Here is a 14,979-nt window from a genome sequence, read left to right on the forward strand (position 1 = left end):
CTCTTTCATGATCCATCATGTTAGAATTTTTAATCAATTTCTCATACGATTTTTATAAATTGCATTCCTTTTTTCTGGATTTACCATAAGGGAGATACTATAGAAAGTAACTAGTAAACTCATTTACGCATGAAAGTAGAAGTAATGGATACTACTCTCAGGGATGGCGAACAAACTTCCGGAGTAGCATTCAGCCCAACAGAAAAGCTTAACATAGCTAAAATATTACTCGAAGAGGTAAAGGTTGATAGATTAGAAGTAGCCTCTGCCAGAATTTCTGAAGGAGAATTTGAAGGTGTAAAAAAAATTGTTAGCTGGGCTGAAGAGAAAGGCTTCCTTAATCAGATTGAAGTACTAGGCTTTATTGATGGTACTAAATCTTTAGACTGGATGCAAAACGCCGGAGCTAAAGTTATAAACCTACTAAGTAAAGGCTCATTAAATCACTTAGAAGGTCAATTACGAAAGACAAAAGAAGCTCACCTTGCAGATATTAGAAGAAGTCTAGATTATGCTGAAAAATTAGGCATTTCAGTAAACCTCTATATGGAAGACTGGTCTAACGGGATGAAAAACTCTCCAGATTATGTATTCTATATGCTATCTGAACTTCAGCATGAAAATATTAAAAGATTTATGCTGCCAGATACATTAGGTGTATTGAATCCATTTGAATGCAATAGATTCTTTAAAAATATAATTAAAGAATTCCCTAACCTCCATTTCGATTGCCACACTCACAACGATTACGATTTGGCAGTGGCTAATGTAATGGCTGCGCTCGATGCAGGTGCAAAAGGTGTTCATACAACAGTAAACGGACTTGGAGAAAGAAGTGGAAATGCACCACTAGCTAGTGTAGTAGCTTTGGCACACGACCAAATGGGCATGGAAACCAGAATCGACGAAAAAAAGCTGAATAAAGTAAGTCGAATGGTAGAGGTATTTTCTGGAACGAGAATACCTTCTAATAAACCTATAGTTGGTGAACATGTATTTACTCAAACTTGTGGCGTACATGCTGATGGAGACAGTAAAGGCAACTTATATTTTAACGACCTTACTCCTGAGCGCTTTGGCCGACTTAGAAAATATGCCCTAGGGAAAACATCTGGCAAAGCCAGTATACGCAAAAACCTTGAAGAACTTGGCATTGAGCTAAGTCCAGATACAATGGAAAAGGTTACCAAAAAAGTTGTAGAACTAGGTGATAAAAAAGAGGGTATTACTACTGAGGATTTACCTTACATCATCTCAGATGTAATGGGTAGTGAAATCATCAAAGAAAAAATAAAAATACACAATTACTTTGTAACACATGTATTTAACCTAAAACCTAATGCTACTCTAAGTATTGAGATTGAGGGAGAATATTATGAGGAAACATCTATTGGCGATGGTCAATACGATGCGTTTATGAAGGCACTTAAAAAGATTTATAAAAGACTGGATAAAAATATAGCTACGCTAATAGATTATGCAGTAACTATACCTCCGGGCGGAAAAACAAATGCACTTGTTGAAACTGTAATTAAGTGGACATTTGATAATAGAGAATTTAAAACAAGAGGCCTAGACTCTGACCAAACTTCGGCAGCAATCCAGGCTACTATGAAAATGCTCAACTTAATTGAGCGTGAGTAATATTTTATTTTCTTGCTCCGTAGAAGAATGTTAAGAAAGCAGAAGTGTAAATACTTCTGTTTTCACTTGGAGACATTATTTCGATTTCTTTAGTAAATGCATCTATCATAAATCCAGCTTCAAAACCGGTTACATTATTTTTAAATGTACCAAACTCAAAACTTAAAGAGGTTTTAAAACTCCCTCCCAATTGAATTTTAGATTTAGCCAGACTTTCTGTTATTCTTCCTGTGCCTAGAATTCTTGAAATATCATGCACAGCCGGATCGTACTGCTCTGTTCTTATTAAGTCACGATCGTAGTTGTAATCGATAAGGTAGGGGGCAACTAAGCCAATACCTGGACCAATAGCTGTAATCCAGTTTACTTGTACACCTTGCTCTTTAGCTTTTTGGAAAAGCACAATTTCTCTACCGTATTGAGGCCTGAGCATAAACAGGTAATTTCTCTTACCAGCCACATAGCTACTTCCTGTATTTATATTTTGATACCTCGTTTCTTTGGGATGCTTTACATTCACAATTTCTAAAGAAAAACTGTGAAACATAAACTTGTTAATTACTCTGGCATGTTTAAATGTAACACCTCCTAATAAACCACCATTTGTGTTAAAATTTAGCCCATAAGTAAACTCTCTTCTGTAAAGGAGATCATCATCTGCCTCATTATAAAACTGACCAAATACCGAAGACGAAACGAAGATGAATGCTAAAAAAAAGAAGCTGGATAAGAATCTATTTGCCACTTTAAGGTATATATTTATGCTTTAAATAAATTTATTAAACACTAAGATAAGAAAATTACAACGTTATGGCACATTATAAAGCTACATACTTAGGGGATTTAAGAACCAACGTTACTCATATAAAATCTGGTACTCAAATTATCACCGATGCTCCAACTGATAACCATGGTAAAGGTGAAGCATTTTCCCCAACGGATCTAGCAAGTGCTTCCCTTGGTAGTTGTATGGCTACCATTATGGGTATATTTGCTAATAAACATGAAATTACTCTGCCAAAGTTTCACTACGAAACCGAAAAAGTTATGGCATCGAATCCCAGAAGAATCGACAGCATAAAAATACATTTTACTTTTGAAGAAAATACATTATCTGACGAAGAAAAAATTAAACTTGAAAGGGCCGCTAAAACGTGTCCAGTGGCTTTAAGCCTTCATCCCGATATAAAACAAGAAGTTAGCTTTGATTTTAATTGATCTAAATGACTAAATTAAACTAATTGTTAATTCTTTATAATAAGAAAAGACCTTCACTAAAGTAAAGGTCTTTTTTTATGTTTTTGAGTAAGTATTTCTATTTTTCTTAGAAGAATTTAGTTTCTCCTGGAATTGCAGGGTTATTTCCTGGCCAATCAAATCCCATTTCAAAAGCAGTAGCAATTGCCTCGTTTGAAGGACTCAATACTTCATTTGAGTTTAAGGCTTCTTCAAATGTTACTTCTTGACCTGTGTAAGCTACCATTCTACCCATTAGCGCTAACATAGTACTGTTAGACATCCACTCACCATCGTTAATCGGTTTTCCACTTCTGATAGAAGCAAATAATTCGTTATGCTCTGTTTGATACATATCATAATCATCTCCTCTATATCTCCACTTTTCACCACCTGCATTAATTTCATGCTTTCTCTTAATACAGTCAACCAGACATTGTCCTTTTGTACCGATCATATCTACGGCATAACTTCTAGTGGTATCTTTTTGCTGTCTACTAAAATGGAACCCTTTACCTCCATTTTCATATTCATAAACTATAGCAAAGTGATCGTAAACATTACCATATTTTTCGTCAGTTCTTTTTTGTCTACCACCTGTTCCAGTTGCTTTTACTGGTAGTTTATCACCAAATGCCCAAGACATCATATCAATACTATGCACAGCTTGTTCCATTATATGGTCACCAGAGAGCCAATTGTAGTATAACCAGTTTCTTAGTTTATACTGCATTTCATTCCATTCTGGCTGGCGGTCTTTAAACCATAATTCACCAGTATTGTAAGTATTATACACAGACATCACATCTCCAATCCCACCATCTAATACACGATTAAAAGTCTCTCTTTTAGGCTCGTGATATCTCCAACAAAAACCTGATACCAATGAAAGGCTTTTCTTTTTAGCTTCTTCTGCACTTGCCAATATTTTTCTAACACCTGGTGCGTCTACTGCCATTGGCTTTTCGCAGAAAACGTGCTTCCCTTTTTCTATAGCATATTCCAAATGATCTGGTCTAAATACAGGGGGAGTTGCCAATAAAACTACATCAACATCACTATCAATTAATTTTTTATATGCATCAAAACCTATAAACTGATGCTCAGGGTCTACCTGAACTTTATCATTATGAATAGATTTTAGATTTTCGAGTGACGACTGCATTCTGTCAGGGAAAATATCTGCCATTGCAGATAAAACTACATTGCTATCTGCACTTAAAGCTTGACTTGCTGCTCCACTACCTCTACCGCCACAACCTACAAGACCAACTTTTAATGTATCAGCATTTGCTGCAAAAGTTTTTTGAGATAAACCGATGTTAAAAACAAGCGAAGAACCTAATGCTGCTGCTCCGGTTGTCTTAATAAATTTACGTCTTGATTTTTCCATAGTATATTAGATGAATGATCTCGGAATAGTATTAATTTATTGTAGAAAAATACATATTTATTCCAACTATAAAAAATCAGGCAATAACAGCGGTTGGCTCTATAATTTTCTGAGCTTTTTCTTTTACAATTGATTGAATCGGCTTTTGCTGGATTTTAGATTCGAGCCAAGAGATAATATCGAAGTAAATAAATGCTCTTTTCTCATATCGATTATGGGTTAGAGGTATTAATTGCTCCCTCAATCCTTCAAATTGTTTAATCAGTTCTTCTTCTGAACTAACCCTATTCAATTTCTTCAAAAAGTTTAAAATATACTTCTGGAAACTGTGTAAGTCATCTTTTTTCAACAAAAACCTATAAGTCGATCTAATGTAATATTCAATTACATCATTATTTCCCAACTCGTAATGGCATATTAAATTAAGAATCCTAGCGAAACTGTGTATGTCTTCCCTTAAGTCAATATCTTCTTCATTAATTATCTTGTTTATCCAAGAAAGTGCTTCGCGATGATTATCGTTACCGAAAAACATACAAGCTATTTTATAGTACATAATCACTCTTGAATGCCGGTTCAGTCTAGTTATATACTCTTCCAGATTGTTTTTAATCTTATTAAACCTTGCTACCCCTAATTTAAAGTCTCCACGCATGAAATATCGGTTGAATTCATGCACATAATTGTACTTAAAAAGCTTTACTTGGATGTTTTCATTCAACTCTAAATGAGACATTGTCCTGATGGATTTAAGCTTTTTATGGGTATCTACGAACTCATGATACATGTAAAGTTTATACTGGGCGATCATCAAACTGTTAATACCTTTGATGTACATATCTAGTCTGGATGCAATTAACTCTCGAGAAGCATCTAATACAGCCACCCACTTTTTTGCATAATTATATCCTTGCTCAAAATCCTGAATAAAAAAGTAGTAACCCACTAACAAGTCGTATAAATGGAGTTTTTCATTTAGAGACAAAAACTCCTCATTATAATCAGGCAGACAGCTTTTTACATACTTTCTTATTTTTTGATAATCTTTCTGATTTCTAATAAAACCGGCTCTTAAATAGAAAGCATTTAACTGTGCCGCCAAGTTTGTATAGGTATTGATATTGTTAATTCGATTATTAACTTCTTGTACTTCTTTTACTAAAGTATTCACCCTTTCCTGATTGTCTTTAGCTACTGTATGAGTGAGTACTTTCTTTTCTAGTTTATATATTTCTAGCAAAAGCTCTAGATAATCATATTTTCTAGCCTTCTTTTTAGCCTTTTGTAATACCTTTACACACTGGCCATATAAACACCTATTATACAGAATTTCGGCAAAGTCTATCACTTCACGTATTTCTATATCAGGTACTTTTGCAACATGGTATTGACGTAGGCTTTGTAAGATTCTTTTGTATAAATGAGCTTTAATATTAGATAACTGTTCGGGTTTAATTTCCGGTGAATTTTCTAATATAAGATCTTCGTCAAATGCGATTTGCTGGTCAATTTGATCGAATAGTTTTACAAACTTTTTATTTTCTCCATTGCTCTCTCCTAAGGTATGAAGCTTAAAATACCTCTTTTCACTCTTTTTAAGCGATTTAATGAGTTTAAAAAGACTATCAGATTTAGTTTTAGGCATTGTAATTATTTTTATCAATTATGTGTTTATAAAGCTAATATGATATATTTAACCTGTCAAGTTTATAATTAGAAATTGTAAAGAAAATTAAAATTAATTTTTGAAAGCAGTGAGATAGAACTAGCTTTAAATTTGAGCAGAAGTTTATTTCTACTAATAAATCAGATTTAATCAACATGGATAATAGAGTAAAAATCTTTGATACAACTTTGAGAGACGGTGAGCAAGTCCCAGGTTGCCGATTGAATACACAGGAAAAATTGGTTATTGCAGAATCACTGGAATCTCTCGGAGTAGATATAATAGAAGCAGGATTTCCCGTCTCTAGTCCAGGTGATTTTGAGTCTGTAAAAGAGATTGCAAAACTTGTAAAAAACCCTGTCGTCTGCGGACTTTCAAGAGCTGTTCAAAAAGATATTGAAGTTGCTGCAGATGCCTTAAAATATGCCAAAAGACCTAGAATCCATACTGGCTTAGGTACTTCAGATCAACATGTTTTTACAAAGTTAAAAATTACCAGAGAGCAAGTTATCGAAAGAGGAGTTGCTGCGGTTAAGATGGCTAAAAAATTTGTAGAAGATGTAGAATTCTACGCAGAAGATGCCGGAAGAACTGACAATGAGTTTTTAGCTCAGGTAGTTGAAGCTGTAATTGCAGCAGGAGCAACAGTTGTAAATATTCCAGATACTACAGGTTATTGTATTCCTGAAGAATACGGACAAAAAATTAAATACCTTGTCGATAATGTAAAAGGAATTGAAAAGGCAACGATTTCTACTCACTGCCACAACGATTTGGGTATGGCAACTGCAAACTCAATTACAGGTGTGCAAAATGGTGCAAGACAAGTAGAATGTACAATTAATGGTATTGGTGAGCGTGCTGGAAATACTTCTTTAGAAGAAGTTGTTATGGCATTAAAAAAGCACAAATGGCTTGATTTCTACACTGGTATTAATACTAAAGACATCTACCCAATTAGCCAGTTAGTTTCGCACACTATGCGAATGCCTATCCAGCCAAATAAGGCGATTGTCGGAAGTAATGCATTTGCACATTCATCTGGAATTCATCAGGATGGTTTTATTAAAAACAGAGATAATTACGAGATTATCGATCCTGAAGAAGTTGGCGTTGAAAAATCTTCTATAGTACTTACAGCTCGTAGCGGTAGAGCAGCATTATATTTCCGCATTAAAGTTCTTGGTGTAGACCTTTCTAAAGAAGAACTTGACTTAGTTTATCCTAAATTTCTAGAAGTTGCTGATCACTCTCAAATAGTTGAAGATCAAGATCTTAAAAACATCTTGAGTAGCACTTTAGCTATATCAGTAAACCTATAAGACATTAAAATTTAATTATTCAGTACCAAAAGTTATTTCAATAGCGTAGCTTTGCTGAACTATTAATTGTTTTTAACAATAGTACGGGGTGCCATTCAGGCTGAGATCATACCCGAAGAACCTGATCCAGGTAATGCTGGCGTAGGGAGTCATTTTTCGCAACGGGCTTTATTATTCTCTTCAAGGTACTCTGTACATAAATATTTTACCCTATGTACAGATTATTTCTACTATTTATTTTTAGTTCTATTCTTTCGTTTGGAGCTCAGGCGCAATCGAGCATTCAAGGCAAGATTCTAGATGCAGAATTACTACAACCTCTCCCAGGAGCTACGATCCTACTTAAAGGCACTAGTAAAGGAACCATTACTAATGAAAATGGTCTGTTTAGCTTAACTGGAATTCCAGAGGGAGAGCAAATATTAATTATTTCTTATGTCGGTTTTAACACTATAGAAAAGCAAATATCAGGAGAGCTAAACTCACCTCTTTCTATCATACTAGAACCTTCAGTTATTTCTGGAAAAGAAGTAATTGTTTATGCGCAAAGAACTTATCCTGTTACTAAAACTACCTTGGTTTCTAAAGACTTGGATAAGCAAAACCTCGGACAAGACTTCCCCCAATTACTCAATTTTACACCATCTATTGTAACTACATCTGATGCAGGAGCAGGAGTGGGTTATACTGGTATGCGAATTAGAGGAAGCGACCCACAAAGAATTAATGTTACAGTAAACGGTATCCCTTTAAATGACTCAGAATCTCATGGTGTTTTTTGGGTAAATATGCCAGATTTTGCTAGTTCTGTGAGTGATGTAACCATCCAAAGAGGTGTTGGAACTTCCGTAAATGGGGCAGGAGCTTTTGGGGCAAGTGTTAATATAAACACCAAGCAACCATCTAATGAAGCATTTGCTGGAATCGATAACAGCTATGGCTCATTTAACACATGGAGACATAATGTTGAGGTGAACACTGGTGAAATCGGAAAAGGATTTAACATTTATGGCAGATTGTCCAAAGTAAGCTCAGATGGCTTTGTAGATCGCTCCGCAGCAGAACTTAAATCGTTCTATTTGTCAGGCTCTTATCACTCAGAAAAAAGTAATGTTACTTTCAATATATTTTCAGGGCAAGAAGTTACTCATCAGGCTTGGTGGGGAGTACCAGAAGCACGCCTAAATAATGATACTGAAGGTATGCAACAATATATCTGGAATAACGGACTCACAGAAGCTCAAGCTACAAACTTGTTAGAAAGTGATAGCAGATCGTATAATTACTACATCTACGATAATGAAATTGATAACTATCAACAAGATCATTATCAGTTTCTGTATAATTACCAGCCTAATGAGAATTGGCAATTAAATACAGCATTACACTACACTAAAGGCAAGGGTTATTTCGAACAAGCTGGCTACGACAAAAGCCTTGATGGTTATCAGCTTTACCCTGTAATAAATAATGATACAATTACGAATAGCGATATTGTCGTTCAAAGATGGCTCGATAATGATTTCTACGGAGGAATTTTCTCTTTGAATTATAAAAGTGATGCAAAAATAGATAATACTTCAGTATTTGATATGATTGTTGGTGGAGGTTGGAACAGATACGAAGGAGGTCATTTTGGTGATGTTATTTGGGCTAGGTCACTTCCAGCAGATGCTAATGTAAATCAAAGGTATTATTCAAGTGATGCAACTAAAACCGATGCAAACATCTATGCTAAAGCTAGTTTACAGATAAAATCTGGACTTTTCCTATTTGGCGATTTGCAACTGAGACGAGTTAATTATTCTTCAGAAGGTATAGATAATGACCTCCGTGAGATTAATTTTGATGATAACCTCACCTTTTTCAATCCTAAATTTGGTGCTAGATACTTCTTCGGTAACCATGAAATTTACACTTCTTTTTCAATTGGCAATAAAGAACCAAATAGAAGTGACTACACTGATGCTACACCGGGTGTAAAGCCAAAGCATGAAACATTAAGAAACTTAGAAGTGGGCTATGCTAGACATACTGCAAATACATCCTTCGCTGTAAATTACTACTTAATGGATTACAAAAATCAGTTAATACCTACTGGTGAAGTAAACGATGTTGGTGGTTCTGTTAGAACAAATATTCCATCTAGCTACAGAACAGGTGTTGAAATTCAATGGCAGGTAAAACCTGTAGAAAAACTAACATGGATGGCTAATGCTACTTTCAGTAAAAACATCAATAAAGATTTCACAGAATACATCATCAACTATGATGACTTCAGCTACATCAGTAATAATCTTGGAAATACAGACATAGCATTTTCTCCAGACTTGATAGCTGGTAGCCAGATAATTTACGCTCCTTACAATGGCTTTGAAATGGCATTGTTATCAAAATATGTAGGCAAACAATATCTAGATAATACTTCAAGTGAAGATCGCATAATTGATGCTTACTTTACTAATGATATTAGATTAAGCTATCAGTTTACTCCAAGCTTTGTTAAGCAAATTGGTATAGATTTATTGGTGAATAATATCTTTAATGAATTATATGAATCTAATGGCTACACTTATGCATATGCATATGGAGGTTCAATCATTAGAGAAGATCATTTTTATCCACAAGCAGGTACTAACTTCTTAGTTAGACTAAGAATAAAGATCTAAAATTAATGATATAAAAAAAGCCAGTTGGAAATCCCCTAACTGGCTTTTTTCTTAGAATAAGAATATTTTAAAACTTAGCTCATTTCATAAGTTAAAACTGAAGTGCTCGCTTCTGCATTAACCAATTCTGCATTGGTACATTCAGCTACTTTTTCGTGATATCTGTTAATTACTATTTTTTCATCAAATTTAGACTCAGCTAGTTTTCTGCTATTCTTACCCATATATTCTATCATATTTGGGCTTGAAAGTACCATTCTCTCCATTTTTTCGCTTAGGTCATCTGCATTTTTTGCTTCACATAAAAAGCCATTATAAGTATCAACAACTACCTCTCTACAACCTGGAACATCTGTTGCCACCAATGGCTTACCTTGGCTTGCAGCCTCTAATAAAGAACGAGGAGTTCCTTCTCTGTAAGAAGGTAATACTACACAATCAGCATTATCTAAATAAGGTCTTACATCATTTGTTGCACCTAAGTATTCTATTAAGCCTTCTTCTTCCCAATGGTCTACTTTTACTTTGTAGATACCAAGCCCAGAACTATAATCAAACTCTCCTAAAAGTTGGCATTTCACTTCTATACCTTTAGCCTTTAACTTTCTTGCGGCTTCTACATATTCCACAATTCCTTTATCATATAAGATTCTCGCAACAAGTAAGAAAGTAAATACTTTATTTTCTACTCTATTTCCGGGTGTAAAGTGTTGAATATCTACACCAGAACCTGGTAATAAACTTGTTTTTCTCTTTTCAACTAGCTTTTGACTTATAAAAAGCATTTGATCGTCTCTATTTTGAAAGAAAACATGAGATGGAAATCTGAATGCTGTTTTATATAAAAAACGAGCTATTTTAGAAGTAATATTGTCGTGAATGAATACTGTACCAAGACCGGTAACATTACAAATTGATGGTATATTACAAAGGTGAGCTGCAATTGAGCCAAATATGTTTGGCTTGATCGTATATTGAAGAACTACATCAAGATTAGCTTTTTTATAAATATTATATAATTGCATTGTGAGGCGTAGGTCGTTCAATGGATTTGAACCCTTATTATCCATATCCAAAGAATAAAATTTACAACCAAGGTCTTCTAGCTTTTTTCCATATCCGTCTTCAGGAGCAATTGCTACAACCTCATGCCCGTCTTTCAATAATGATTGAATAAGGCCCTTTCGAAAGTTGTAAATATTCCAAGATCTGTTAATCGTAATACCTATAATCATCTAATAAAGGGATAATATGCTGGTAAATTAATTAAAGTTAAAATCGATTTTCTAACGGCAGCATTTAACAATGATTATAAGAAGAACTTAACGTTTCTTAATTCGATAAGTTAATTAATTATAATAAAGTGGTAGAGATCAATCTTGCTCTAAAAATAAGAGATTGTATTGCATGAATTTTTAAACAAGAAGTAATTAACTTACATAAAAATTAATTTAGCTTTATAGGTATTAAACAAAACTTTATATTGTTATTTCAAATAATAACAGCCTTTTTAACTAAAAACAATAATTCATTTAGAATTACGAGTTTAGCTTAAAGGTTATTTTATAATTTTTTGTTATAGAAAAATAAAATTATTACAAATATAATTTTCCAGTATGATTAAGTATGAAGTAAAGAGAAATATAAAAGAAAAATATTTTTTTAATATTAAGATTACATATAGTTCTAAGGGTAAAAAAGAATGCATTTTTAGATTGCCATCTTGGAGACCAGGCCGTTATGAGCTACAAAATTTCGCTAAAAATGTAAGAGACTTTATAGCGAATGATGTAGAAGGCAATACCCTTTCATACTTAAAAACTAATAAAGATACTTGGATAGTCAATACTGAATCAGTGGATGAAATATCGATCAATTATAGCTATTATGCTAGGCAAATGGATGCTGGAGGAACTTGGGTAGACGATAGCCAATGGTACATTAACTGGATTACATGTGCCATGCTTGCTGATGAGTCTTTTAACGAAACACACCAAGTTGAGTTAGACATTCCTTCATCATGGCAAGTTGCTGGTAGTTTAGAGAAAGTAAACTCAAATACTTTAAAAGCAACTTCTTATGCTGAACTTGTTGACTCACCTATTATAGCATCTGATAACCTTACGCACTTAAAATATGACTGCAATAATTCAACATTTCACATCTGGTTTCAAGGAAATGTCAATATAGATAAACCGAAAGTTATAGATGCATTTTCTAAATTTACTAAGAGCCAAATAGAACTTTTTGGTGCCTATCCGGCAAAAGAATATCATTTTCTATATCAGATTTTACCTTATCCTAACTATCATGGTGTAGAACATGCCAAATCCACTGTAATCACCCTTGGACCAGACTATGCTTTTAATACCGAAAAAGTTTATAATGACTTTTTAGGGGTGAGTTCACACGAGCTTTTTCATGCTTGGAACATTACCCGACTAAGACCAAGCGAAATGGTTCCTTATCAATATTTTAATGAGAATTATTTCCCAACAGGATTTATTGCAGAAGGCATCACGACTTATTATGGTGATTATATATTAAAAAGATCAGGCGTTTTTGATGCAAAACAATATATAAAAGAGCTCAATATAATTATAAAGAGACACTTCCATAATAATGGGCGATTACATGCTACGTTAACAGATTCTTCTATGGAATTGTGGTTAGATGGTTACGATAAAGGAATTCCCGGCAGAAAGGTATCTATTTATGTAAAAGGAGCACTTGCAGCTTTAATACTCGATTTACAGCTTAGAAAAGACAGTAAAGGAGAAAAATCTCTAGATGATGTAATGAGATTAATGTGGAATAAGCATGAAAAAAGTGGGTATACAATAGAAAACTATAAAGAAGCAGTGAGTGAAATTGCTGGCAAAGATATGTCAAGTTACTTTGAGATGTTTATAGAAGGGAAGCTTCTTTTAGAAGATACACTCACTAAGTTATTCACTTCTTTTGGGTTTAACTTCCAAAAAATAACTTCAACTTCTTTCGCTGAGAAACTTTATGGCTTAAAGGCTTCATATGTGCAAGAAAAACTCATAGTATCAGATTTAGCAGAAGATTCTCCTGCAATAGAACTTCTAGAAACAGGAGATGAAATTATCGCCATAAACAATGTTAAACCGGCTAAAAACTTCGAAGAATGCTTCCAGTTTTCTGAAAATGTAGATTTGTACTTCTTTAGAAATAGTCAACTCAAACATGCTGAGCTAAAAAAGACAGAAGATACATTTTTTGATACATATGAGATTTCTTTAAACGACGAAGCTGATATGCCATCTGTAAATCTAAGAAAAGGATGGTTTGGTGAATAAATGCTTAAACTAAATTTTGTTATTCATCAGTTTAGCAAAACTCCAACTATCTTTTAATGCAAGTTTCATGTTTTCAGAGAGTACATATTCTTTGAAAGCATGATTTCCAATAAGTCGAACCATTATTTCAGAAGAAGAATTTTCTGCAATTTTTTCAAGAAGTCTAATGTCTTTATCAGAATCAAAAGCAACTTCTTCTGTAAAACTTACTGCCTCACCTTTATAAAATGGTTTTTCTGCACTCAATACCATTGAACTATCAAAAACCTGATTTTCTATTACCAACTGAATTTGATAATGCTGTAGAGGCTCTGTGCTTGTATAATGACTGATTAATTTAAGATTACCCTTATCATTAAACTTGCATGCTAAAATTAATTCATCATTCTCTTTTAAAAAATTCTTATGTGTAAACCACATTGTATCCAAATAACTATCTTCAATGAGGTTAAATTTCTCTGAATATACTTTCCAATTAGCTTTCTCTATTTCACTTAAACTAAGTGAGTTTATGTAATCTTCTGGTGTTTTAAAATTATTTACTATTTGTTGAAAATCTTCCTTCGAAGCAATTAACTGCGCCTCAAGTTTTTTCTCTTCAATTTGTTTAAGCTTAACAATAGCAAATGCCAAGATTAGTAAAACTGGTATGATAATTTTAGGCTTCATTAGAATTCAATTATTTTTTTATATTGAAGAAAATTATAAAAAATCAGACTCTATTAATATTTATTATCAAAAAAACTGAGATTTCTAGAGTCTATTAGGAACTCAAAGGAGTTTCTTTAAAATTTATTTAATAAATATAAACACTTATTAATTTAAGTAACTTATAAATTATACTAGCAAAATATTTTTTAATGGAAGTGCTATCTCAAAAATATACTCTTAATATAAAAGGCCGGCTATTATCTTTAAAAAAACCAATTGTAATGGGGATTTTAAATATTACTCCAGATTCGTTTTTCGATGGAGGTAAATGGGTTGGTGATATAGCTCAAACAATTGGGCATGCTGGCAAAATGCTAAAAGATGGCGCAACAATAATTGACGTAGGAGGATACTCTTCAAGACCAAATGCAGAAAATGTCTCCCCACAAGAAGAAATAGACCGTGTAGTTCCAGTAATAGAAGCACTAGTTGCCCAATATCCAGATATTATAATTTCTATAGATACATTTAGAGGGAGTGTTGCCCAAAAGGCCGTTGAGGTCGGTGCTGCTATTATTAATGACATCTCGGGTGGAAATATAGATAAAGAGATGTTGCAAACTGTAGCTGCGTTAAAAGTGCCTTATATTTTAATGCATATGCAAGGTACTCCTCAAAATATGCAGACTTATACTCAATATGATAACATTATACTTGAGATGCTTGCTTACTTTAGAGAGAAAATAGACTTTTTAACCAAAGCAGGTTGCACTGATATTATTCTTGATCCGGGATTTGGCTTTTCTAAAAATTTAGAGCAAAATTATTTTCTACTTTCCCATTTGGACCAATTTAATATTTTAAATTTACCAATACTCGTAGGTGTTTCTAGAAAATCTATGATTTACAAAAAGCTGGGTATCACTCCAGCAGAAGCACTCAACGGAACTACTGCAATTAATACATTAGCATTAAAAAATGGAGCTTCAATACTTCGCGTACACGATGTGCGGGAAGCAAATCAAATCATAAGGCTGTTGTACGACTAATTACAATGAAATTAACTACATCTTAA

At 33.6% G+C, this 14,979-nt stretch carries 11 protein-coding genes and 1 riboswitch; of the genes, 6 read left to right on the forward strand and 5 right to left on the reverse strand.

What is annotated here, in order from left to right; translation table 11 throughout:
- Window positions 1-129: 129 nt before the first annotated feature.
- Window positions 130-1,644: an alpha-isopropylmalate synthase regulatory domain-containing protein gene (locus tag OQ292_RS08455; RefSeq protein ID WP_284685624.1), complete on the forward strand. Its 1,515-nt coding sequence runs from the start codon at window positions 130-132 to the stop codon at window positions 1,642-1,644.
- Window positions 1,645-1,648: 4 nt separating this feature from the next.
- Here OQ292_RS08455 and OQ292_RS08460 read toward each other — a convergent pair whose 3' ends face one another.
- A complete protein-coding gene (locus tag OQ292_RS08460) occupies window positions 1,649-2,389 on the reverse strand; it encodes a hypothetical protein (protein WP_284685625.1) in 741 nt (246 codons plus the stop codon).
- Window positions 2,390-2,454: 65 nt separating this feature from the next.
- On the opposite strand from OQ292_RS08460, the gene OQ292_RS08465 reads away from it, so the two are divergent.
- Window positions 2,455-2,862 (forward strand): OsmC family protein, encoded by a 408-nt coding sequence (locus OQ292_RS08465; protein ID WP_284685626.1) that lies wholly within the window; start codon window positions 2,455-2,457, stop codon window positions 2,860-2,862.
- Window positions 2,863-2,968: 106 nt separating this feature from the next.
- On the opposite strand, the gene OQ292_RS08470 is transcribed toward OQ292_RS08465, so the two are convergent.
- On the reverse strand, window positions 2,969-4,273 hold the full coding sequence (locus OQ292_RS08470; RefSeq protein WP_284685627.1) for a Gfo/Idh/MocA family protein: 1,305 nt from the start codon (window positions 4,271-4,273) through the stop codon (window positions 2,969-2,971).
- A gap of 76 nt (window positions 4,274-4,349) precedes the next feature.
- Entirely contained in the window at window positions 4,350-5,918 is a 1,569-nt protein-coding gene (locus OQ292_RS08475) for a hypothetical protein (RefSeq protein WP_284685628.1), read from the reverse strand.
- A gap of 176 nt (window positions 5,919-6,094) precedes the next feature.
- Here OQ292_RS08475 and OQ292_RS08480 point away from each other — a divergent pair, with 176 nt between their 5' ends.
- Both OQ292_RS08480 and OQ292_RS08485 read left to right on the forward strand, forming a co-directional pair.
- Window positions 6,095-7,261 carry a 2-isopropylmalate synthase gene (locus OQ292_RS08480; RefSeq protein ID WP_284685629.1) on the forward strand — a complete coding sequence of 389 codons (1,167 nt, stop codon included), beginning with the start codon at window positions 6,095-6,097 and terminating at the stop codon, window positions 7,259-7,261.
- 74 nt (window positions 7,262-7,335) lie between these two features.
- Window positions 7,336-7,426, forward strand: a riboswitch (TPP riboswitch).
- Between the two features lie 47 nt (window positions 7,427-7,473).
- Window positions 7,474-9,930: a TonB-dependent receptor gene (locus OQ292_RS08485; RefSeq protein WP_284685630.1), complete on the forward strand. Its 2,457-nt coding sequence runs from the start codon at window positions 7,474-7,476 to the stop codon at window positions 9,928-9,930.
- Window positions 9,931-10,004: 74 nt separating this feature from the next.
- Here the strand turns inward: OQ292_RS08485 and OQ292_RS08490 are convergent, their stop codons facing one another.
- Entirely contained in the window at window positions 10,005-11,165 is a 1,161-nt protein-coding gene (locus OQ292_RS08490; protein WP_284685631.1) for a glycosyltransferase family 4 protein, read from the reverse strand.
- Between the two features lie 381 nt (window positions 11,166-11,546).
- On the opposite strand from OQ292_RS08490, the gene OQ292_RS08495 reads away from it, so the two are divergent.
- Window positions 11,547-13,253, forward strand: coding sequence for a M61 family metallopeptidase (locus OQ292_RS08495; RefSeq protein WP_284685632.1), 1,707 nt, complete (start codon window positions 11,547-11,549; stop codon window positions 13,251-13,253).
- Between the two features lie 9 nt (window positions 13,254-13,262).
- On the opposite strand, the gene OQ292_RS08500 is transcribed toward OQ292_RS08495, so the two are convergent.
- Window positions 13,263-13,922 (reverse strand): hypothetical protein, encoded by a 660-nt coding sequence (locus OQ292_RS08500; RefSeq protein WP_284685633.1) that lies wholly within the window; start codon window positions 13,920-13,922, stop codon window positions 13,263-13,265.
- Between the two features lie 263 nt (window positions 13,923-14,185).
- Between OQ292_RS08500 and folP the strand changes: the two genes are divergently transcribed.
- Entirely contained in the window at window positions 14,186-14,953 is a 768-nt protein-coding gene (folP, locus tag OQ292_RS08505; RefSeq protein WP_284685634.1) for a dihydropteroate synthase, read from the forward strand.
- The last annotated feature ends 26 nt before the right edge of the window (window positions 14,954-14,979 follow it).

The organism is Chondrinema litorale, from assembly GCF_026250525.1.
Taxonomy (GTDB): Bacteria; Bacteroidota; Bacteroidia; order Cytophagales; family Flammeovirgaceae; genus Chondrinema; species Chondrinema litorale.